At 70.6% G+C, this 19,229-nt stretch carries 21 protein-coding genes; 6 read left to right on the top strand and 15 right to left on the bottom strand.

Annotated features, from left to right (window positions below; all coding sequences use genetic code 11):
- Positions 1 to 33: 33 nt before the first annotated feature.
- The 6 genes from selD to K8638_RS17285 are packed head-to-tail and all read right to left on the bottom strand — an operon-like array spanning position 34 to position 4,849.
- Complete coding sequence (gene selD, locus K8638_RS17310) at positions 34 to 1,092, bottom strand: selenide, water dikinase SelD (protein WP_223755635.1); 1,059 nt, start codon at positions 1,090 to 1,092, stop codon at positions 34 to 36.
- A gap of 47 nt (positions 1,093 to 1,139) precedes the next feature.
- On the bottom strand, positions 1,140 to 2,075 hold the full coding sequence (locus K8638_RS17305) for an FHA domain-containing protein (protein ID WP_223755634.1): 936 nt from the start codon (positions 2,073 to 2,075) through the stop codon (positions 1,140 to 1,142).
- Positions 2,076 to 2,080: 5 nt separating this feature from the next.
- The gene (locus K8638_RS17300) at positions 2,081 to 2,803 is read right to left on the bottom strand and encodes a lipopolysaccharide assembly protein LapB (RefSeq protein ID WP_223755633.1); all 723 of its coding nucleotides are present in this window, start codon (positions 2,801 to 2,803) and stop codon (positions 2,081 to 2,083) included.
- 39 nt (positions 2,804 to 2,842) lie between these two features.
- The gene (locus K8638_RS17295; RefSeq protein ID WP_223755632.1) at positions 2,843 to 3,547 is read right to left on the bottom strand and encodes a hypothetical protein; all 705 of its coding nucleotides are present in this window, start codon (positions 3,545 to 3,547) and stop codon (positions 2,843 to 2,845) included.
- Positions 3,544 to 4,320 carry an outer membrane protein assembly factor BamD gene (locus K8638_RS17290; RefSeq protein ID WP_223755721.1) on the bottom strand — a complete coding sequence of 259 codons (777 nt, stop codon included), beginning with the start codon at positions 4,318 to 4,320 and terminating at the stop codon, positions 3,544 to 3,546. Before K8638_RS17290 ends, K8638_RS17295 begins: the two co-directional genes overlap by 4 nt.
- A gap of 10 nt (positions 4,321 to 4,330) precedes the next feature.
- Positions 4,331 to 4,849, bottom strand: a complete 519-nt coding sequence (locus K8638_RS17285; RefSeq protein WP_223755631.1) for a regulatory protein RecX — start codon at positions 4,847 to 4,849, stop codon at positions 4,331 to 4,333.
- 35 nt (positions 4,850 to 4,884) lie between these two features.
- Here K8638_RS17285 and K8638_RS17280 point away from each other — a divergent pair, with 35 nt between their 5' ends.
- Positions 4,885 to 5,622: a hypothetical protein gene (locus K8638_RS17280; protein ID WP_223755630.1), complete on the top strand. Its 738-nt coding sequence runs from the start codon at positions 4,885 to 4,887 to the stop codon at positions 5,620 to 5,622.
- A gap of 41 nt (positions 5,623 to 5,663) precedes the next feature.
- Here K8638_RS17280 and K8638_RS17275 read toward each other — a convergent pair whose 3' ends face one another.
- From K8638_RS17275 to K8638_RS17260, 4 genes are all read right to left on the bottom strand, one after another.
- The gene (locus K8638_RS17275; protein ID WP_223755629.1) at positions 5,664 to 7,037 is read right to left on the bottom strand and encodes a type IV pilus twitching motility protein PilT; all 1,374 of its coding nucleotides are present in this window, start codon (positions 7,035 to 7,037) and stop codon (positions 5,664 to 5,666) included.
- A gap of 132 nt (positions 7,038 to 7,169) precedes the next feature.
- The gene (rpsI, locus tag K8638_RS17270) at positions 7,170 to 7,571 is read right to left on the bottom strand and encodes a 30S ribosomal protein S9 (protein ID WP_223755628.1); all 402 of its coding nucleotides are present in this window, start codon (positions 7,569 to 7,571) and stop codon (positions 7,170 to 7,172) included.
- 15 nt (positions 7,572 to 7,586) lie between these two features.
- A complete protein-coding gene (gene rplM / locus K8638_RS17265; RefSeq protein ID WP_223755627.1) occupies positions 7,587 to 8,033 on the bottom strand; it encodes a 50S ribosomal protein L13 in 447 nt (148 codons plus the stop codon).
- 214 nt (positions 8,034 to 8,247) lie between these two features.
- Positions 8,248 to 10,335, bottom strand: a complete 2,088-nt coding sequence (locus K8638_RS17260; RefSeq protein WP_223755626.1) for an ATP-dependent helicase — start codon at positions 10,333 to 10,335, stop codon at positions 8,248 to 8,250.
- Positions 10,336 to 10,459: 124 nt separating this feature from the next.
- Here K8638_RS17260 and K8638_RS17255 point away from each other — a divergent pair, with 124 nt between their 5' ends.
- Both K8638_RS17255 and K8638_RS17250 read left to right on the top strand, forming a co-directional pair.
- The gene (locus K8638_RS17255) at positions 10,460 to 10,930 is read left to right on the top strand and encodes a hypothetical protein (protein ID WP_223755720.1); all 471 of its coding nucleotides are present in this window, start codon (positions 10,460 to 10,462) and stop codon (positions 10,928 to 10,930) included.
- 27 nt (positions 10,931 to 10,957) lie between these two features.
- Positions 10,958 to 11,452: a caib/baif family protein gene (locus tag K8638_RS17250; protein WP_223755625.1), complete on the top strand. Its 495-nt coding sequence runs from the start codon at positions 10,958 to 10,960 to the stop codon at positions 11,450 to 11,452.
- Positions 11,453 to 11,481: 29 nt separating this feature from the next.
- Here K8638_RS17250 and K8638_RS17245 read toward each other — a convergent pair whose 3' ends face one another.
- Both K8638_RS17245 and K8638_RS17240 read right to left on the bottom strand, forming a co-directional pair.
- Positions 11,482 to 12,669 (bottom strand): class I SAM-dependent rRNA methyltransferase, encoded by a 1,188-nt coding sequence (locus tag K8638_RS17245; RefSeq protein ID WP_223755624.1) that lies wholly within the window; start codon positions 12,667 to 12,669, stop codon positions 11,482 to 11,484.
- 10 nt (positions 12,670 to 12,679) lie between these two features.
- Entirely contained in the window at positions 12,680 to 13,903 is a 1,224-nt protein-coding gene (locus K8638_RS17240; RefSeq protein WP_223755623.1) for a metallopeptidase family protein, read from the bottom strand.
- Positions 13,904 to 14,007: 104 nt separating this feature from the next.
- Here K8638_RS17240 and K8638_RS17235 point away from each other — a divergent pair, with 104 nt between their 5' ends.
- Positions 14,008 to 14,589 carry a nucleoside triphosphate pyrophosphatase gene (locus tag K8638_RS17235; protein ID WP_223755622.1) on the top strand — a complete coding sequence of 194 codons (582 nt, stop codon included), beginning with the start codon at positions 14,008 to 14,010 and terminating at the stop codon, positions 14,587 to 14,589.
- Between the two features lie 64 nt (positions 14,590 to 14,653).
- Here K8638_RS17235 and K8638_RS17230 read toward each other — a convergent pair whose 3' ends face one another.
- Complete coding sequence (locus tag K8638_RS17230) at positions 14,654 to 15,616, bottom strand: hypothetical protein (protein ID WP_223755621.1); 963 nt, start codon at positions 15,614 to 15,616, stop codon at positions 14,654 to 14,656.
- A gap of 419 nt (positions 15,617 to 16,035) precedes the next feature.
- Between K8638_RS17230 and K8638_RS17225 the strand changes: the two genes are divergently transcribed.
- A complete protein-coding gene (locus tag K8638_RS17225) occupies positions 16,036 to 16,278 on the top strand; it encodes a hypothetical protein (protein ID WP_223755620.1) in 243 nt (80 codons plus the stop codon).
- Positions 16,279 to 16,352: 74 nt separating this feature from the next.
- On the opposite strand, the gene K8638_RS17220 is transcribed toward K8638_RS17225, so the two are convergent.
- Entirely contained in the window at positions 16,353 to 16,604 is a 252-nt protein-coding gene (locus tag K8638_RS17220) for a hypothetical protein (RefSeq protein ID WP_223755619.1), read from the bottom strand.
- Positions 16,605 to 16,768: 164 nt separating this feature from the next.
- Complete coding sequence (locus K8638_RS17215; RefSeq protein ID WP_223755618.1) at positions 16,769 to 18,283, bottom strand: hypothetical protein; 1,515 nt, start codon at positions 18,281 to 18,283, stop codon at positions 16,769 to 16,771.
- Between the two features lie 121 nt (positions 18,284 to 18,404).
- On the opposite strand from K8638_RS17215, the gene K8638_RS17210 reads away from it, so the two are divergent.
- A complete protein-coding gene (locus tag K8638_RS17210; RefSeq protein WP_223755617.1) occupies positions 18,405 to 19,202 on the top strand; it encodes a TatD family hydrolase in 798 nt (265 codons plus the stop codon).
- Positions 19,203 to 19,229: the final 27 nt, after the last annotated feature.

The raw sequence follows: 19,229 nt of genomic DNA, 5'->3' as shown, positions 1-19,229 counted from the left end.
CGGAGGTGCGCCCCGGGGGCGAACTCCCGGCGTTCAGCCGATGACGTCGATGCCGGGCCGGCCCGCGCGCACTTCACCGATGAGGGCGGCGTCCACGCCGGCCGCGTCCAGCGCCTTGAGCGCCTTCAGCGCGTGACGGGCGGGCACGCTGGCCAGCAGCCCGCCGTTGGTCTGCGCATCCGCGAGCACCCACATGATGTGCTCCGGCAGCCCCTCCGGGAAGCGGACCTTCTTCTTCACGTGGGCGAGGTTCGCCCTGGTGCCGCCGGGCACCACGCCCTGCTCGGCCAGCCCGGCCACCTCGGTGATGAGGGGGATGCGCTCCAAATCCAGCGCCGCGCGCGCCTTCGCCCCGGTCATCATCTCCAGCAGGTGCCCCAGCAGGCCGTAGCCCGTCACGTCCGTGAGGGCGTTCACCTTGAACTTGCCGGACGCGAAGACCTCACCGGCGGCGCGGTTGAGCGCGGACATCACCGCCACCACGCGCTTGGAGAGCTGCTTCGAGGCGACGCCCCGCTTGATGGCGGTGGTGGCGATGCCCGAGCCCAGGGGCTTGGTGAGCAGGAGCACGTCCCCCGGCTTCGCGCCCGCGTTGGTGAGCACCTTCTTCGGGTGCACCACGCCGGTGACGGCCATGCCGTACTTCGGCTCCGGGTCCCTCACGCTATGGCCGCCGAGGATGGGGATGCCCGCCTCGTCCGCCTTGGACTGGCCGCCGGCCAGGATTTTCGACAACACCTTCAGCGGCTGGCCGTCCGGGAAGCCCACCAGGTTGAGGGCGAACAGGGGCCGCGCCCCCATGGCGTAGATGTCCGACAGGGCATTCGCCGCGGCGATGGCCCCGAACTGGAACGGGTCGTCCACCACGGGCGGGAAGAAGTCCACCGTCTCCACCACGGCCATGCCGGGCGCGAGACGATAGACGGCCGCATCGTCGTTGGTGTTGAAACCCACCAACGCCTGGGGACCCCCAGCAGTCTTCAGTCGGCGCAGGACCTGCGCCAAATCTGCGGGCCGCAGTTTCGCCGCTCAGCCCGCGCAGTGACTCAATTCGGTGAGGCGCTTCGGCTTCACCGGCTGCTCGTCCGCCATGGTGCTCCCCTTCCCTGCTCGCGGCCCCATCCGGGCCGCGAAGTCCGTTACGACTGCCGAACGTAGTCGCGCTTCAGCAACTGCACCACCGCTTCCGCCGTCACCACGTCGTCCGCGTCCGCCCGGTCCAGCACCCCGCCCAGCGAGCCGTGGTTGTGGATGAGCTGGAGCACGTCCAGCAGCTCCGGCGACAGCTCCTTGAGCGGCGGCGTCAGCGGCGAGGCCAGCGCCAGCGGCGCGTCCAGCGGAGGCAGGCTCGGCTGGAGGCGCTTGAACTCGTCGAGCTGGCGGAGCGCGTCCATCAGGAGCGCCTCGGTGGACGAGTCCAGCTCCACCATGAACTCCTGGTTGTCCGCCGGGCGCAGCTCGAAGTCGCCCTTCTCCCAGGTGATGATGCGGTTGAAGCTCTTCTGCGGGCCCAGGTTGTGGTTCTCGCCGATGACGGCGTAGTACACGCGGCCCTGGCGCAGGTAGATCTTCCCCTCCTGGTCGCCCATCACCACCAGCACGCCGTTCTTCTTGGACGTGTGGAAGAGCTGGAGCAGGTCCGGCAGGGGAATCTCTTCAATCTTCCCCGTCATGGAGCTGGCCTTGTTGGTGGTGCGCGCGGCCTGGGCGGCGGCGGCCTCCTCCAGCTTCTGCTTGGCCATGCTCTCGTCGACGTTGGCCCCGTCCGCGCCCTGGTGGACGAGCTTGAGGATGGAGGTGCCGATGAGGATGCGGTCCCCCTCCTTCAGCCGGGCCTGCTTCACCTTCTCGCCGTTGACGAAGGTGCCGTTGGTGGAGCCCAGGTCCTCGATGGTGATCTTCCCGTCGGAGAAGACGATCTTCGCGTGCTTGCGCGAGACCATGTCCTCGACGAGCACCATGTCCAGCTCGCTCGAGCGTCCGATGACGACCTGCTTGTCCGCCTTCAGCGGGAACTCACCACCCTGGTACTTGCCCGAAATGAACTTGAGGGCGTAGCTCTTTGAGGTGTCCATGGTCGTCAACCTGCCTGCTCCACCTTGCCGGGGTCCTTCACCAGGTTGAGGTACATCTGCGCGCTCTTGTTATCCGGGCTGCGCGCCAGCACGTCCTCCCAGACCCGCACCGCCTCCGCCCGCCTGCCGGCCGAATACAGGGCCACTCCATACTGGATACGGCCCGGGATGAAAGCCGGGTTCTGCGCGATGACCTGCTCGTACTCGGCGATGGCCGCCTCGTTGTCGCCCGCGTCGCGCAAGGCATTGCCCAGCTTGAGGCGGATGTCCACGAACTGCGGGCAAAGTCCGAGCGCTCGCCGGTACTCCTCGATGGCCTTCGCCCATGCCCCGCTGGAGGCGTAGACGTCGCCAATCTCGCCGTACATGTTGGCGATCTTCTTCTCGACGTAGGGATCCAGCTCCCCGGGCCCGCTCTTCTGCTGGGAGAGCGCGGACTGGTAGACCTCCTTCGCCTCGGCGTACTTCCCCATGTCGTTGTAGATGACGGCCAGATTCAGGGCCGCCTCGGTGTACGCGGGGTTGAGCTTGAGTGCCGACTCGAAGGCGCGCTGCGCCCGGGCGAACTGCCCCTGGTCGTGGTAGATGATGCCGAGCATGTTGAATACGTCCGCGAACGTCGGATTCTGCTCGACGATCTTCGCGAGGTATTGCTCGGCCTGGGCGTACTGCTTCTTCTCGAAGTAGCCGCGCCCGAGGGTCAGTAGCTGCTTGAGGGGCTCTTCCATGAATCGGCCCGAACGGGCCCTGCCTCCGAGGCCGCTAGCCTACATGAGGCCGGGCGAAAACAAGAATTCATCACCGCGAAGCGTCAGGGACAGCTGGCGCTCCCCCCGGGTATCCACCGGGCGCGCCGGGAGGGCGCCCTGGAGCCGCCAGTGCTCCGTGACGACGGCCTCCTCCCGCTCCAGCCGGACGTACCAGGCCTCCGCCCTGTAACCCCGGGCGCGCATCTGGCGTAGCTCCTCCCACTCCGGCCCGCCCACCCCGGGGGTGCCCGGCCCCGCCAGCCTCGCCAGGGCCTCCGCGTCCGCCGCCTGGAGCGCCCGGCGCCGGGCCTCCAGCGCCGCCACCACGGCCACCAGCCGGGGGGCCGCCGTGCCCTCCGGCACCCAGTCTCCGTCGCGACGGACGAAGGGCACCCGCTCCACCCCGGCGGTGCCCACATGGGTGGTGCCCAGGGTGCCGTCGAAGTCGAGCGTGGCGTACGCCTCGGCCCGCTTCCCGCCGGGCTCCACCGCCACGGTGATTCGGGCGAAGCGGTGCTTCTGGGACTTCAGGGGGACGTCCGAGCCGGGGATGGGCAGCGTCAGCCCCTCGGCCTCGGTCTCCTTGAGGGCGGTGATGATTTCGGCTTCCGGCCCGGCCGCCGCGCCCAGGAAGCGCGGGGCGAACACGGCCAGGGTGGCGCCCAGCGCCAGGACGAGGATGAGCGCACCGCCCAGGCGGCTCCACTCCTCGGTGGTCCTCACGAGCCGAGCAGACGCTGGGCACGCTCCGCGGCGGGCGTGCCCGGCAGGCGGCGCAGCACCTGGCGCAGCGTCTCCTCCGCCTTCTTCGGGTCGTTCAGCCTCACGTAGGCCGTGTGCAGGTCGAACAGGGCCTGCTCCTCATAGGGCGTGCCCGGGTAGCGCCGCAGGAGCGCCTCCAGGCGCTGGGCCACGGCCTTCCACCGCTCGCGCTTCTTGTAGAAGGCGGCCACGTACAGCTCGTGCTCGGCCAGGCGCTTGCGGGCGTCGTCCGCGTGGGCCCTGGCCTCGTCGACGAACTCGGACTGCGGGTACTGGCGCTGGAACTCCTCCATGGCGAGCAGCGCGGCCTGGATTTCCCCCTGGTCCTTCTCCTCCGAGGGCGGCAGGGCGAAGAACTCCGAGGGGTAGTCCTCCACGTGCGTGAGGGCGGAGCGGTAGGCGGCGTAGTCCACCTTGGGGTGCGTGGGGTGGAGCTTGATGAAGGACTGGTACGCCTCCCGCGCCTCGGGGAAGGCCTCGCGGGCGAACTCCAGGTCGGCCAGCTTCAGCTCCGCCTCGCGGGCGGCCTCCTGGTAGGGGAACTTCGCGCGGACGTACTCGAAGTACTTCTGCGCCCGGAGGAAGTCCTTGTTCTCCAGGGCCTCGGCGCCCAGCCGCAGGTTCTCATCGGCGGTGACGGCGTAGTCGGGCTCGCCGGCCTGCCCCGAGGTCAGGGAGGCGCAGCCGGAGGCGAGCAGCAGGAAGGCGGACAGGAAGGCGACGGCGGAACGCATCTCCACCACGCTATTCCTCCGGACCGGAGGGGTCCAGCGAAGGTTCACCCAGCAGTTGATGGATGACGTCCTCGGAGAAACCCCGGCTGTCGAGGAGCCGTGCCGCGCGGGCCCGCTCCTTCGCCGCGAGCGGGCGGCCGAGCAGCCCCTTTCCCTCCAGCACCGCGCGGGCGGCGGACAGCGCGTCGAAGCCCTCCGCCCCGCTCGCGCGCGCCACCGCGTCCCGGGCGGCCGCGTCCCCCACCCCGTGCGCCTCCAGCCGCTGGAGCACGGCGCGCGGGCCCAGCCGCCCCTTGCGCAGCAGCGAGGCGGCGCGCTCCTGTGCGAAGCGCGCGTCGTCGAGGTAGCCCCAGCCCTGGACGCGGGCGAGCGCCTGCTCGCGCACCGCCTCCGGGAAGCCCTTGCGCGTCAGGGCCAGCTCCAGCTCGTGCCGGCTGCGGGCGCGCATGGACAGCAGCTTCAGGCAGGCGTCCGTGGCGCGGCGGACAGCGTCGGGGCCCTCGTCGGGGGCTTCGTCCTCCGGATGCATGGCGGGATACCTAGCATGTGGTAACAGGCCCAACCATGCACCCCGTCCTCGCCCGCTACCTCACCGCCGACACCGCCCGGGAGACACTCCGCAAGCAGCAGGCAGGCGAAGACCTGTCCCCCGAGGAGCAGGCCTTCGCCGACGCCGCCGCGGCGCACCCCAAGCATCAGTCCGTGATGCTCGGCGTGGGCGGCCGTGTCCTCTCGTCCGACGCCCAGGCCTCGCTGGTGCTGCTGGCGGCCCATGCCGCGGCCCGCGCCATGCGGGAGGACTCCGAGCTGGCCGAGCCCACGCGCAAGGCCCGCGAGGCGCTCGCCGAGGAGGGCGCCAGCGAGGAGGAGGCGGACGCCTTCATCGCCTCCATCCTGCTGGAGGAGGCCTTCGGCTACGAGCAGGAGGTGGACAGCTTCGACCGCGAGTACGTGAAGGAGGCGCTGGGCGAGGTGCCCGCGCTGGCCGCCCTCACCAAGGAGGCCGTGGACGCCCTCTTCCTGTCCTTCGTGAAGGGCGCCGCCAACGAGGCCGAGCGCAAGGTGCGCGAGGGCATGGCCCGCGCCCTCTTCGACATCGCCTGGTCGGAAGGGCCCGCCCCCATCAACCCCGAGCACATGGAGGCGCTGCTCGACGCGGAGGTGGTGGACCGGCCCGAGGAGGAGCAGGAGGCCAAGGTACACGCCACCGCGCAGCTCCTCCAGGCGCTCTCCAAGGAGGGCCTGGTGGGCCCGCTGCGCCTGTCACGGCTGCGGGCCCTGCTCGGCGAAGAGGACGCGTAGGCGCGCGGTGCCGGAAGTCCCGGCACCACCGCGCCAGCCACTCAGAAGCGTTCAATCTGGAAGTCGTCATCCCCACCCGCGGCGGGAGCCGGCGCGGGAGCGGGAGGCGGCGTCGGCGGGCGCGCGGCGGGCGGACGCGCTCCCGGGGGAGGCGCGGCGGGACGCGCGGCGGCCGGAGTCTGAGCCCCCGGGCGCATGGCCTGGGCCACCGGAGCGGGAGCCGGCGTGGGCGCGGCGGGAGCCGGCGCGCCGGGCGCCCCCTTCTGGGCGAAGGCGGCGGAGCCGGGGACGGGGCGGGCCTCGCCGGGCTTGGCGTCGAAGTTGTCCCACTTGGAGTCGGACGTGCCGCTGATGCCGGAGAAGCGCAGCGCGAAGTCGTCCGGGTTGGTGGCCTGCCGGTGGGCCTCCTCGTAGGTGACGAGCCCCTGGCGCACCAGGCTCATCAGCGACTGGTCGAAGGTCTGCATCCCGTACGAGTCGGTGCCCTGGGCGATGGCGTCGTGGATCTCCTTCGTCCGGTCCTTGTCCTCGATGAGCTCGCGCACGCGGGCGGTGACGCGCAGCACCTCCACGGCGGCCACGCGGCCCTTGCCGTCCGCGCGCGGCACGAGGCGCTGGCTGACCACGCCCTTGAGCACGCTCGCGAGCTGCAGGCGCACCTGCTTCTGCTGGTGCGGAGGGAAGGCGGAGACGATGCGGTTGATGGTCTCCGTGGCGTCCAGCGTGTGCAGCGTGGACATGACGAGGTGGCCCGTCTCCGCCGCGTGGAGCGCCGTCTCAATCGTCTCGTGGTCTCGCATCTCGCCCACGAGGATGACGTCCGGGTCCTGCCGCAGCGCGCTCTTGAGGGCCTGCGCGAAGCTCATCGTGTCCACGCCCACCTCGCGCTGGTTCACGATGGAGCGCTTGTCGCGAATGAGGAACTCGATGGGGTCCTCAATCGTCATGATGTGGCTGGTCTCGTTGGCGTTGATGTGGTCGATCATCGCCGCCAGCGTGGTGGACTTGCCGGAGCCCGTGGTGCCCGTCACCAGGACGAGCCCGCGCTCCTCGCCGCAAATCTTCGCGAGAATCTGGGGCAGCAGCAGGTCTTGAATCGTCATCACCTTGAAGGGGATGACGCGGAGCACGGCGCCCACGGTGCCGCGCTGCTGGAAGACGTTGACGCGGAAGCGGCCCAGGCCGGGGACGCCGTAGGCCAGGTCCACCTCGTTGCTCGTCTTGAACTTCTCCTTCTGGAACTCGTTCATGATGCCGAAGGCCATGCGCGCGACCTCCTCCGGAGGGAGGCGGCGGCCGTCCTTGAGCGGCACCAGGGAGCCGTCCACGCGGAACATGGGCGGCAGGCCGGCCTTGAGATGAATGTCGGAGGCGCCGCCGCGCAGGGCGATCTGCAGAATCTCGTTGAGTTCCATGTGCGGGCCGGATGGTAGCAGAGCCCCACGGCCAGGCGCGATGGGACGAACCCGACCCCTGAAAACACCACGGCGGAGGCCCCCGAAAGAGGACCCCCGCCGCGAGTGACTGCAAGCAGCCGAGCTTGACGCTTAGCGCTTGGAGAACTGGAACCGGCGACGCGCGCCCGGCTGACCGTACTTCTTGCGCTCGACCGCGCGAGCATCGCGGGTGAGGAAGCCGGCCTTCTTCAGCGCCGGACGGAACTCCGGGTTGAAGGAGCACAGCGCCCGGGCGATGCCGTGGCGGATGGCGCCGGCCTGGCCGGAGAGACCGCCACCCTTGACGTTCACGGTGACGTCGAGCTTGCCCTTCTGCTCGAGGATCTCGAGGGGCTGGTTGAGCACCATCTTCGAGGTCTCACGACCGAAGTAGTCGTTGATCTCCCGACCGTTGATGGTGACCTGACCGGTGCCGGGGCGAACCCACACGCGGGCGGTGGCCTCCTTGCGGCGGCCGGTGGCGTAGAAACCGAGTTCTTGGTGGATGGGCATGGACGTGGTCTCCCTTTACGCCTCGACCTCGAACGCGGCCGGCTTCTGGGCGGCGTGAGGATGGGTGTCACCCGCGTAGACCTTCAGCTTCGTCATCATCTGGCGGCCGAGCGCGTTGCGCGGAAGCATGCGGCGCACGGCGTTGATGATGATGTCCTCGGGGTGACGCTGGCGGAGCTTCTCCAGGTTGGTGATCTTCAGGGCACCGGGGAAACCCGCGTGCGGGTGCCGGTAGTACATCTTGTCCGTTTCCTTCGTCCCCGTCACCCGCACCTTCTCGGCGTTGATGACGACGACGTGGTCGCCCGTATCGATGGACGGCGTGTAGATGGCCTTGTGCTTGCCCTTCAGCAGGGTGGCAATCTGGCTCGCCGCGCGGCCCAGCACCTTGTCGGACACGTCAACGACGTGCCACTGGCGCTTGATGTCCCCAGCCTTCGCGCTGTAGGTCTTCTGCGACATTTCTTTGCACTCCAAACTTCTCGCGGCCGCCGGGTGCATGCCAGGGACCGCTGCTCGTGCCAAACCAACCGCGGGTCCGCCGTGAAAACTCCACGCCGGCCCGGAAAGGCCGACCGTCCTAGTGGGTGCGGCGGATCAAGTCAAGGTCGCCGCGCACCTGCCGTCCGGATTCCCCACCCCCAGGGGCGTGGAGGGCCCGCCCAGGGCCGCTCCCCTACCCGGCCGCCCCCCGGGGGGGCCCCGCGGAGGGGCCGGCGCCGGCCGCCGGAGCCCCGGCAGCCCCCGGCTTCTTGAAGCGCTCCTTCAGGTTGGCGAAGAAGTTCTTCTCCTCCGTCGTGGGAGGCCCCTGACGCGGTGCATCCAGGTCCACCTTCTCCACCACCTCCGGGGGGAGGTCCTCCAGGAAGCGGGAGGGGGTGCGGGGCACCTCCTTGCCGCGCTTCACGCGGACGTTGGCGCGGGTGAGGTACAGCAGCTCCTTGGCGCGGGTGATGCCCACGTAGCACAGGCGCCGCTCCTCCTCGAGGTTCTGCGGCTCGCCCTGCATGCCGCCGTGGGGCATCAGGTCCTCCTCCATGCCGATGAAGAAGACGAGCCGGTACTCCAGGCCCTTGGAGGAGTGCACGGTCATCAGGGTGACGCGGCGGTGGCCTCCGGGCACCTCCTCTTCCTCCTGGCGCGTGTCCAGGCTGAGGCGGTTGAGGTAGGTGAGGAGGCTGGCCTTGGGGCCCTCGCGCTTCTCGAAGTTCTCCAGCGAGTTGAGCACCCCGTCCACGCTCTTGAGCTTCTTGTCGGCGGACGTGGCGGAGGTGGCGTGGGCGCGCGTGGCCTCGCGGAAGCCAATCTCCTCCAGCAGCTTGCGCGTCACCGTGGCGAGCTGGCCGTGCTCGTACGCGGCCCGGTAGCGCTCGATGAGCTCCACGAACTCCAGCACCTTGCCCCCGGCGCCGGGCGGCAGGTCCTCGTACGTGTCGGCCTTGCGCATCACCGTCCACAGCGTGACGCCCTCTCCCCGCGCGTGGACGTTCAGCCGCTCCATCGTCACGTCGCCGATGCCGCGCGCCGGCACGTTGACGATGCGCATGAGGGAGATTTCGTCCAGCTTGTTCACGATGACCTTGAAGTACGCGATGACGTCCTTCACCTCGCGCCGGTCGAAGAACTCGCTGCCGCCTACCACCTCGTAGGGGATGTTCTTCTCGCGCAGCATCTCCTCCACCGGGTGGGCCTGCCCGTTGGTGCGGTAGAGCACGGCGATTTCGTCCGCGGGCACTCCCAGGGCGATGTGCTTCTGGATTTCGTGCGCGACGAAGCGGGCCTCCTCCTCGTCGTTGGGGCAGCCCACCACCTTCACCTTCGGCCCCCCCTTGCGGTCGGTCCACATCTGCTTGGCCTTGCGCTCGGGGTTCTTGGCGATGACGGCGTTGGCCGCGTCCAGCACCATCTGCACGGAGCGGTAGTTCTGCTCCAGCCGCACCTCCTTCCCTCCGGGGAAGAAGCGGTCGAAGTCGAGGATGTTGCGCACCTCGGCGCCGCGCCACGAGTAGATGCACTGGTCGTCGTCGCCCACCGCGCACACGTTGCGCGCCTCGCCGGCCAGCAGCTTGAGCAGCTCCAGCTGGGCGATGTTGGTGTCCTGGAACTCGTCCACCAGCAGGTAGCGGAAGCGCCGGGTGTACTTGGCGTACAGGTCCGGGAACTCACGCAGCAGGCGCGTGGGCAACAGCAGCAGGTCGTCGAAGTCCACCGAGCCCTGCGCCTTCAGCGCGAGCTGGTAGTCCGGGTACACCAGGTGGGTGATGAGGTCGTAGTCGTCGCCAATGCCCTCCGGCTTGGGCTCCGGTGTCTTGCCGGAGTTCTTCGCCTTGGAGATGAGCGTGAGCACCTTGCGCGCGTCGAACGAGCGGTCGTCGATTTTGTGCTCGCGCATGGCGCGCCGGATGATGGCGAGCTGGTCCCCCATGTCGGCGATGGCGAACTTCTTCGGCCAGCCCAGGCGGTGGATGTCCTCCCGGAGCAGCTCCGCGCCGAAGGCGTGGAAGGTGCACACCAGCACCCCCTGCGCGCGCGGGCCCGCCATGTGGACCAGGCGCTCCTTCATCTCCGTGGCGGCCTTGTTGGTGAACGTCACCGCGAGGACGTTGCGGGCCATGAGGTGGCCCGGCCGCTCGTTGAGCAGGTGGACGATGCGGTGGGTGATGACGCGGGTCTTGCCGCTGCCGGCGCCCGCCAGCACGAGGAGCGGCCCCTGGAGGGTCACCACGGCCTCGCGCTGCGGAGGGTTGAGCTTCGAGAGGTCCATTGCGCGCGGGCCAGGGATACCCTTTGATTCGCCTGTGCGCGACCCCTTCCTCTGGTTCACCGGTGCTTTTCTCGCGCTCGTCGTGAGCGCGGGGTGCATCGACAACGGAAGCGCCCCGCCGGAGCTGGCACCATCCGTGCCAGCGGAGAGCGCGCCCTGCGTGTACTTCAAGCAGCTCTCTCCCTTCCTGCCGCCGGCGCTGGACGGCTTCACCGTGGCGCGAACCCAGGGCTCCACGGGGAAGTACGGCGAGGTGTCCGTTTCCGAGGCCGAGCGCCTCTTCACCCGAGGTGAGGGACGAGAGGTGAAGGTGCGCATCGTGGACACCACGATGGGTGAGAAGATTGGGCAGGCCATCCGCGAGGCCGCCCAGCGGGCGAAGGGCAGGGATGCGAGCGACCCGTCGGCCCCCATTCATTGGGAGGACGCGGTGGGCTTCGTGAGGTACGACGCGGAGGAGTCGCTGGCGGAGGCGAACCTCCTGGTGGGCAACCGCTTCGTGGTGGCCGTCACCAGCCGGGGCTTCCCGGGCACCGTGGAGGTGCGGCGGGTGGCGCGTGGAATCGACCTGGCCGGGCTGGCCCGGCTGCAGTGAACGTCAAGACATGGGCAAGGAGTCCTGGTGGTGAAGGAGAAAGGAACGCGGCCCCAGGTGGACCCGCTCGCGGAGGAGAAGGCGGCGCGCGCGGCGGTGGCCATGCTGGGCAAGCGGGAGTTCCTGGAGCAGTTCCAGAAGCTGGCCAAGAGCTACGCGGCGGACCCGGGCAACCCCGGCTCGTACGCGTGTGAGGGCTGCCAGCGCTGCGCCAACTGCATGTTCTGCAAGGACTGCGACAGCTGCTTCCAGTGCACCCACTGCACCCGGTGCGAGCTGTGCAACAACTGCTCGCACTGCGTGGAGTGCAAGAGCTGCCACGCGTGCGCCTACTGCGTGCAGAGCGAGAACTGCACCAGCAGCGCGTACCTGGTGCTGAGCCGCAACCTGCAGGACTGCAACTACTGCTTCGGCTGCGTGGGGCTGGCGAAGAAGGACTTCCACATCCTCAACGTCCCCTTCCCCCGGACCGAGTACTTCAAGGTGGTGAGCCGCCTGAAGAAGGAGCTGGGGCTGCCGTAGCGGCCCGCCGGACACCCGCGGGCCTTTCGCTACAGGGCCCGCACGTAGAGGGCCTTGAGGTACTCCGTCTCCGGCAGGCCGCCGAGCACGGGGTGGTCCAGCCCGGCGCCGCGGCGCTCCAGAATCTGCACCGGCCGCTTCGCGTCCGCGGCGGCGGCCAGCACCATCTCCTCGAAGCCGGCGCGGTCCAGCTTGCCGGAGCAGGAGCAGGTGACGAGCAGGCCGTCCGGCTTGAGGCAGCGCAGGGCGCGCAGGTTCAGCTCGTGGTAGGCGCGCAGCGCGGTCGCCAGGCCCTCGCGGCGCTTGGCGAGGCCGGGCGGGTCCAGCACCACCGTGTCGAAGCGGCGCCCCTCCGTGTCGAAGCGCTTCAGCACGTCGAAGGCGTTGGCGTTCTCCACGGTGACATTCGCGCGGCCGTTGGCCTCGGCGTTGGCCTTCGCGCGCGCGGCGGCCTTCGGGTCCTGCTCCACCGCGAGCACGGAGGCGCAGCTGCGCGCCAGGGAGAGCGCGAAGCCTCCGTGGTAGCTGAAGAGGTCCAGCGCCTCGCCTCGCGCCAGCTCTCCGGCGCGCAGGTGGTTGTCCACCTGGTCCAGGAAGGCGCCCGTCTTCATGTCGCCCAGCAGGTCCACCTCGAAGCGGTTGTCGCCCTCGTGGTAGGTGAAGCGCGCGTCACCCTGGCCGTGGAGCAGGCGCGCCTCGCGGGGCAGGCCCTCGAAGTCACGGCCGGAGCCGTCGTCCCGGGCCACCACGTGCGTGGCCCCGGTCAGCTCCACCAGCATCCGCGCCAGCGACTCCTTCCGGGAGTCCATGCCCTCCGAAATCGTCTGCACGGTGAGGCCCGCGCCGTAGCGGTCCACGAAGAGGCCGGGCAGCAGGTCCGCCTCGCCGTGCACCAGCCGCAGTCCGTCGCGGCCCGCCAGCGGGGCCCGGCGCGCCAGCGAGGCCTCCAGCCGGCGGCGGAAGAAGGCGTCGTCCACCGGCTCCTCGGCGGGCCCCTTGCGCGTCAGCAGCCGCAGCGCCAGCGGCGAGCGGCGCGCGTAGAGGGCCTGGCCGATGGGGTTGCCCTGCGGGTCCACCACCAGCACCACCGCGCCGGGGCCCTTCACGTCGGGCGGGGCGGCCAGCTCGGTGCGGTACAGCCAGGGGTTGCCACGGCGCAGCGACTTGGCGCCCTTGAGACTGGCGCGCGCCACGGGAAGGGCTGCTTTGGGGGGCATCGGGCTTTTCTCACTCCAGGCCGCGAGCGGCCAGTTCCTCGTCGTCCTCGCCGCGAAGGTGCCCGATTTCGTGGAGCAGCGTCACACGAATCTGCTCGCTCAGCTCCTCGGGGGTGCGCACCGCCCGCGCCAGGTTGCGCCGGTAGAGCACCACGGAGCGGCACGGCGTCTCCGAGCCATCACACGGCTCGCCCAGCGGGGGGCCCCGGAAGAGGCCCAGAATCGTGGGTGACAGCGGCGGCTGGTTGGCCAGCAGGTCTCCGTCGGCGGGCAGCTCCTCCGCGGTGACGGGCACGCCGTCCAGGTCGCCGCGCATGTCCTCGGGCAGCGCGGCCACGGCGCGGGCCACCTCGGCGCGGAAGGCGTCCTCGGTGGGCATGGGGGGCTCGGGGAAGTCCGCGGGCGCCAGCGCCCGGGCCTTGTCGAAGTGGTGCTGCGCCTGCTTCCACTTCCCCTCGCGCTCCAGCAGCAGTCCCAGGTGCTGGTGCGCGTGCGCGGAGCGCTCCGAGTCGTCCAGCAGCCCGGAGAAGGCCACCCGCGCCTCCGCGAAGCGGCACAGCTCGAAGAGGGCCAGGGCGCGCTCGTAGAGGGCCTCCTTGCTGCCGGGCTCGCGGGCCAGGACGATGGCGGCGCGTGCGAGGGCCTCCTCGGCCTGCCCCAGGTCGTTGAAGGCCATGGCCGCCACCAGCGCCAGGTGCGGCACCAGCTCCGGCGGCGTGTTGGGCTGCGACAGCCCGCGCTCGGCGTAGAGGACGCCCAGCTCGTCCCGCTCTCGCGTGGAGGGGAGCTGCACCGCGTACAGGTGGGCCGCGCCCAGCAGCGCGTCCGGGTCCCCGGGGTCGATGGCGAGCGCGCGCGCGTAGGCGAGCTGCGCCTCCACGTCGCGCCCCAGGGCGGCGAGCGCGACGCCGCGCTCGGCGTGGGCGGCGGCCAGGTCCGGCTCCAGCGCGGCGGCCTGCGCGGCGCAGGACAGGGCCTCCTCGAAGCGCCCCTCGTCGAAGTAGCGGCGCGCGGCATCCAGCGGGGCGGCACCGTCCGCGCGGCACACCGCCAGCGGCCGCACCCGGTGGGTGGCGTCCCCGGGAATCATGACGGGAGCGTCACCGGCGCCCGGGCCCGGCGCGCTCACCGGGGACGTGACGGGGGTGCCCGCGTCCGGCGTCACGGGGGCCGGAGCGTTGCGCTTGCAGGCAGCGAGAAGGAGGCAGAAGGCGAGCAGACCGCGCCGCGACATGGGCCGCCAGGGTACGGCATCACCCGGCGGGCGGGAAACATCGGCGTGTCCGCCTGCCTGCCGCAACCCCACCCGCGGGGGAGGTGCATTAGGTTGGCGGCCCTATGAGAGACCTGATTCTGGCGTCGACGTCGAGCGCCCGGCGGGCCCTGATGGACGGGCTGGGCATCCCCTATCGCACCGAGGCCCCGGGCGTGGACGAGACGGTGGCATCCCACCTGTCCGCGCAGGAGGCGGTGCTGAAGCTGGCGGCGCGCAAGGCCCGCGCGGTGAAGGACCGGAACCCGGGCGCGTGGGTGCTGGGAGCGGACCAGCTCGTGGAGGTGGGCGGCGAAATCCTCACCAAGCCCGTGGACCGGGACGATGCGCGGCGGCAGCTTGGCCGGCTGATGGGGCGCACCCACGACATCCACACCGGTGTGTGCCTGGTGGGGCCGGGTGGCCACATCACCGAGGCCGTGGAGCGCGCCCGCCTCACCTTCTACCGCCTGGAGCCCGACGAGCTGGAGCGCTACCTGGACCTGGAGGAGTGGCGCGGCTGCTGCGGCAGCTACCGGGTGGAGGGCGCCGGGCAGGCGTTGCTGGCGGGGCTCGAGGGAGACCGCACCAACGTGCAGGGACTGCCCATGGTGGCCGTGGTGCGGCTGCTTCGGCAGGCCGGCTTCCCCTTCTTCGCGCGCCGTTAGCTCCGCGCCGGTGACACGAGAGGCCCGGGCCGTGGCGCCCGGGCCTGGGGCCGGGGCCGGGGCCTCACCCGGCGGTGGACAGCTCCGCGAGGATTTCGGCGTACGCGGCGCGGGCCTTGTCGGCCTGGTCCGCCTTGAAGCTGACCGCGGACACCACCGGGTGCCCGCCTCCGCCGTAGCGGCCGGCGATGGCCGCCAGGTCGTGCTTGCGCAGCTCCGGCTTCCACGGGTTGGAGCCGAGCGACACCTTGGCGCGCGAGGCGCCCTTCCCCACCCACAGCGTGTAGCGCGCGTCCGGGTAGAGCGCGTAGGCGATGAACTTGTTGAGGCTGTCCACGCCCTCGTCCACCAGGTCGAAGAAGACGACGCCGCGCTCGTAGCGGGCCTTCGCGCGCACCAGGTCGATGTGGCCGCGGTGGCGCTCCAGCAGCGGGGCCAGCGGCGTGGCGATGAGGGGCGAGGCGGCGATGTCCGCCAGTGACTCGGACTGCATGCGGCGGATGACCTCGGGGATGAGGGCCGGGTCCTTGTTGGCCTCCAGCACCGTCATGATGCGCAGCGCGGGCTCCTCCAGCGCCACCGCCATCTGCGGCGTGGGGAACTGGGCGCCGTCGATGATTTCCGCCCAGTGGATGAGGTCCGCCATGGGCGAGGCGTCCCACCCGAAGCGCTCGCGCGCCACGTCCGCGAGGTACTTCGTGCAACTCTTGCGGTGGGCATCGTGAAATTTGCGGCCGCTGGTGTCCGCGCGGAAGTGCTCCTCGTCGCCGGGCTGCTGGAAGGCGGAGACGTGGTGGTCGAACCACCAGGTGAGCCGCGAATCCTGGCTGTAGCGGAAGTCGACGATGACATTCTCCTCGCCGGTGAAGACGGCCGGGTCGATGCCCTCGGCGCCCGGCTTGTGCGCCAGCCCGAGGTACCGGAAGGCCGCGTCCGGGCGGATGCGCTCCCGGTAGAAGCGGGAGAACACCGCCGCGCTGGCGGCGCCGTCGAAGCAGCTGTCGTGGAAGAGGACCTGGACGTTCATGGGAGGGCTCCTCTACTGCAACACGCGGCCTTGCGCCCACCGGCGCGAGGCACGACTCCGGTGTCAGGGGCCCCTCGGGTAGCACTCGGGGGCATGGCCCTCTGGGGCAATGAGGACGTGGGGCTGCGAAGTCACCGGGGACCTCACGACGGACGTTTCGCGGCAGGTGCCGGAACCTTGACTGTTGAACGAAACGTCGAGTCCGTGGCCCGGACTGAACGAAAAAACTCGACAGAACGAGTCACCACCCAGGAGAGCGGCCGGACGGTTCACGGACAGTGTTACGGAAACCCTCTATCCGACTGGGGAAACGTGTGCCTCGTCACACCAGGCAGGTAGCCCTCCCATTGGCACCTCGCCTGCATGTGTCAGACCTCCAGTGTACTCACCCGTGCAGTGCGGCGCGGTGGGAGGAGCACATGGCCAAGAGGACGACACGCAAGGGCGGGACGGTGACCAGGCAGGGCCGGCGGGTGATGCCGGCGATGCGGCGGACCGCCCAGCGGGCCCGGGCAGTGGCGGAGAAGGCCCACCTGACGGTGGGCGAAATCATCGCGGCGGCCTTCGACACCTCCGGCGGGGAGCTGGGCGAGGTCATGGCCCAGCTCCGCTCGCCGCAGATGAGCCGGGCGCTGGGGCGCCGCATCATCCTGGAGGGCTGAGCCTCCCCTCCCCCCTCCTGCCGCTCCCGGATGATGGGACGCGGGCGGGAGGGCCGTCGCGTTTCGGACAGTCGTCAGTCGTCTACCGGCAGGATGCTGGCGCTGTAGCGCTGCCGGGTGGGCTCCCCCGCGAGCAGCTTCTGGAAGTCACCGGCGTTGTTCGGGTGCACCAGGAAGGTGCCCGAGCGCGTCTCCAGGCGCACGGGCTCGGCCAGCTCGTGCGGCTCCCCGGCCACGGTGCCTCCGCTTCCGTCCTCCCGTCCCTGTGTCGAGACGGTGGCGCAGCCGGAGAAGAACAGGAAGCCGAGCGCGACGTGAAGCCTCATGCGTGTCCTCCAAGGGAGAGCCCCTGCCGGGGCAAAGGAGGCGCCCTGCCTATGTCCCTTTTCCGGGGGAAGCAAGACTCCGCCTCCACCGAGTGGACAGACGCAGGCCCGCGTCCCTCCGGCGGGACGCGGGCCTCGTACGTCAGGGCATCAGGCGCCTGGGACTACTTGGGCTGCCAGCGCGGGCGGTGGTCATCGCCGTCGCGGGTCTGCAAGGTGTAGCCGCCCTTCGGATGGATGATGGGGCCGACGCCCTCGGGCGCCCTTCCCGTGGCCGGGTCAATCTGCTGGACGTAGAGCTGCCCGCCCTTGATGTAGGCGACGTGACGGCCATCCGGGGAGAACGACGGGAGCGTGGCCCCCTCGGCGAGCTCCACCTCCGGGTCCTGCGTGGGGGTGCCGTCCTGGGGGTTGATGCGGCGCAGGAAGATGCGGTTGCCCGGAGTGCCCGCGCAGCGCGCGTCCCCGCCGCCGCAGAGCACCGCGTCCCCCGCCGTGGGCTTGAAGTAGTACGCGCGGACGTACGCGGCCCAGCTCCCGTCCGGAGCCCAGTTCGGGTTGGCGATGAACGACTCGATGGCGCCATCCGTGGCGGACACGCTGGTGTAGTCGGCAATCAACTGGGGCTGCCCGCCGCCGGTCACCTGGATGGTGTAGAGCCTGGGCAGCGGCGTCGGGTCAGCGTCGCCGTCGAAGGTCACCGTCTTGTTGTCGGGATTGGCCAGGAAGAGAAGCTGGTCGTTGGCGCGGTTGTAGTGCGGCTGCTCCGCCGTACCGCCCGAGTTCGCGATGGGCGTGGGCGCCGCGCCCTCGGCCAGCGTCAGGGTCGACAGGCCCAGGGTGGCGGTGCTGAACGCGAAGGTGGTGCCGTCCTTCCAGTCGGGGAACGTGCCGCTCTGGGTCACCTCCACCACGGAGCCGCCATCCGTCGGCACCGCGGAGATGCCGGACCGGCTCGAGCCGTTCTGCCGCACCCATGCAATGGAGTTGCCCGGCTCCCACTCCGTGTACCAGAACCGGGTGGTGCCGCCGGTGCCTCCATCCGCGAGGACGGTGGACTGCCCCTCGACGAGCGGGATGTCACGCACCGCGAGCTCGCCCGCGGCCGAGGCCGTCGCCCCCTGCACGAAGGCGATGCCCGCGCCGCCCGGGCCCCAGCGCGGATGGCTGCTCTCCACACCGTCACCCGTCAGCGGCGTCATGCCGGGCGTGTCGAAGCGCATGACGAGCGCCTTCGCGTCGTCATTGGCGTCCTCGACGGCCGACACCGCGACATGCATCGCCTGGCACGTGGTGCTCCCCGCGGCGCCCTCGCAGCGAAGGCCGGCCATGCAGTCCGCCGACGAGACGCAGGCCTCGCCCTTCGGAACGCTCATGCTGCCCGCGTCGGTACCGGCGTCCATGTCCGTGCCGGCGTCGGTGCCCGCATCCTCTTCCCCACCCGTGCCCGCGTCGGTCCCCGCATCCTCTTCCCCACCCGTGCCCGCGTCCGGCTCGGGCGGCTGCGTCACCGCACGCTGCTCGCACTCGTTATCGTCGTTGCAGACCCACTCCTGCCCCTCGTCCGGCTGCCCGTTGTCGTTGCGGCAGTCGAACTGGTCGACACACTCATCCTCACACCCCGTCGTGAGCACCCACAGCGCGCAGCACAGCGCGCTGACAACGACACGTTTGGTCATAAAGACCCTCCGAAGAAGCGAGGGCCGCGTATAGCTTCGTGGCTCGGGGCCGTGCTCGCTCTGGGGGGCATGGCCGGAAACCGTGTTTCTGATTGAACGGCGAACCGCCGCTGCGTGCTCAATGATAGACACCCACTGCCACCTGGATGCGACACGCTTCGACCCGGACCGCCCCGCGGTGCTCGAACGCGCCTGGGCCGCGGGCCTGCACGGCATCGTGATTCCGGGCGTCGGCCCTCATGACTGGGAGCCGCTGCTGGAGCTGTCCCGTCAGGACGCGCGCCTCCAGGTGGGCCTGGGCATCCACCCGCAGCTCCTCCCGGAGCTGCCGCCCGAGGAGGACGAGGCCGTCCTCGAGCACCTCGATGCCCTGCTCTCCCGGGGCGGCGCCGCGGCCGTGGGTGAGTGCGGCCTGGACGGCCCCTCCCTTCCCGGCGCTCCGCTGGAGCGGCAGGTGTCCGTCCTCCGGCGGCATCTGGCCCTGGCGCGAAAGCACGGGCTGCCGGTGCTGATGCACTGCCACCGGCTGCACCCCGCGCTCATCGACCTGATGAAGCAGGAGGAGCTGCCCGAGGCGGGCGTGCTGATGCACAGCTACAGCGGCGGCGTGGAGCTGGCGCGCTTCTACCTCCAGAAGGGCTGCCACTTCTCCTTCGCGGGCCCCGTCACCTGGGCGGAGGCGCGAAAGCCCCTGGACGCGCTGCGGGCCATCCCCCTGGAGCGGCTGATGGTGGAGACGGACGCGCCGGACCAGGCCCCCACGCCCCACCGGGGAGAGCGCTCCGAGCCCGGCTACCTGCCCCACATCATCGCGGGCATGGCCCACGTCCGGGGAGAGCCCGTCGAGGAGGTCGCCCGGCGGACGACCGAGAACGCCCGCCGGTTCTTCCGGGAAGCTTTCCCTCCCCCATCGCGGTAGGCGAGCGTCGCGTTATAAGAGGACCGC

Origin of the sequence: Myxococcus sp. RHSTA-1-4, from assembly GCF_020037125.1 — a bacterium.
Lineage (GTDB): Bacteria > Myxococcota > Myxococcia > Myxococcales > Myxococcaceae > Myxococcus.
The sequence above is the reverse complement of the archived record's forward strand: the minus strand, read 5'-3'. Positions and strand labels throughout refer to the sequence as shown.

What these genes read in the sequence shown, in the direction of transcription:
- K8638_RS17305 (WP_223755634.1), bottom strand. Translation starts at nt 2,075, where the DNA reads ATGGACACCTCAAAGAGCTACGCCCTCAAGTTCATTTCGGGCAAGTAC.
- K8638_RS17300 (WP_223755633.1), bottom strand. Translation starts at nt 2,803, where the DNA reads ATGGAAGAGCCCCTCAAGCAGCTACTGACCCTCGGGCGCGGCTACTTC.
- K8638_RS17290 (WP_223755721.1), bottom strand. Translation starts at nt 4,320, where the DNA reads ATGCGTTCCGCCGTCGCCTTCCTGTCCGCCTTCCTGCTGCTCGCCTCC.
- K8638_RS17285 (WP_223755631.1), bottom strand. Translation starts at nt 4,849, where the DNA reads ATGCATCCGGAGGACGAAGCCCCCGACGAGGGCCCCGACGCTGTCCGC.
- K8638_RS17280 (WP_223755630.1), top strand. Translation starts at nt 4,885, where the DNA reads ATGCACCCCGTCCTCGCCCGCTACCTCACCGCCGACACCGCCCGGGAG.
- K8638_RS17275 (WP_223755629.1), bottom strand. Translation starts at nt 7,037, where the DNA reads ATGGAACTCAACGAGATTCTGCAGATCGCCCTGCGCGGCGGCGCCTCC.
- rpsI (WP_223755628.1), bottom strand. Translation starts at nt 7,571, where the DNA reads ATGCCCATCCACCAAGAACTCGGTTTCTACGCCACCGGCCGCCGCAAG.
- rplM (WP_223755627.1), bottom strand. Translation starts at nt 8,033, where the DNA reads ATGTCGCAGAAGACCTACAGCGCGAAGGCTGGGGACATCAAGCGCCAG.
- K8638_RS17260 (WP_223755626.1), bottom strand. Translation starts at nt 10,335, where the DNA reads ATGGACCTCTCGAAGCTCAACCCTCCGCAGCGCGAGGCCGTGGTGACC.
- K8638_RS17245 (WP_223755624.1), bottom strand. Translation starts at nt 12,669, where the DNA reads ATGCCCCCCAAAGCAGCCCTTCCCGTGGCGCGCGCCAGTCTCAAGGGC.
- K8638_RS17240 (WP_223755623.1), bottom strand. Translation starts at nt 13,903, where the DNA reads ATGTCGCGGCGCGGTCTGCTCGCCTTCTGCCTCCTTCTCGCTGCCTGC.
- K8638_RS17235 (WP_223755622.1), top strand. Translation starts at nt 14,008, where the DNA reads ATGAGAGACCTGATTCTGGCGTCGACGTCGAGCGCCCGGCGGGCCCTG.
- K8638_RS17230 (WP_223755621.1), bottom strand. Translation starts at nt 15,616, where the DNA reads ATGAACGTCCAGGTCCTCTTCCACGACAGCTGCTTCGACGGCGCCGCC.
- K8638_RS17225 (WP_223755620.1), top strand. Translation starts at nt 16,036, where the DNA reads ATGGCCAAGAGGACGACACGCAAGGGCGGGACGGTGACCAGGCAGGGC.
- K8638_RS17220 (WP_223755619.1), bottom strand. Translation starts at nt 16,604, where the DNA reads ATGAGGCTTCACGTCGCGCTCGGCTTCCTGTTCTTCTCCGGCTGCGCC.
- K8638_RS17215 (WP_223755618.1), bottom strand. Translation starts at nt 18,283, where the DNA reads ATGACCAAACGTGTCGTTGTCAGCGCGCTGTGCTGCGCGCTGTGGGTG.
- K8638_RS17210 (WP_223755617.1), top strand. Translation starts at nt 18,405, where the DNA reads ATGATAGACACCCACTGCCACCTGGATGCGACACGCTTCGACCCGGAC.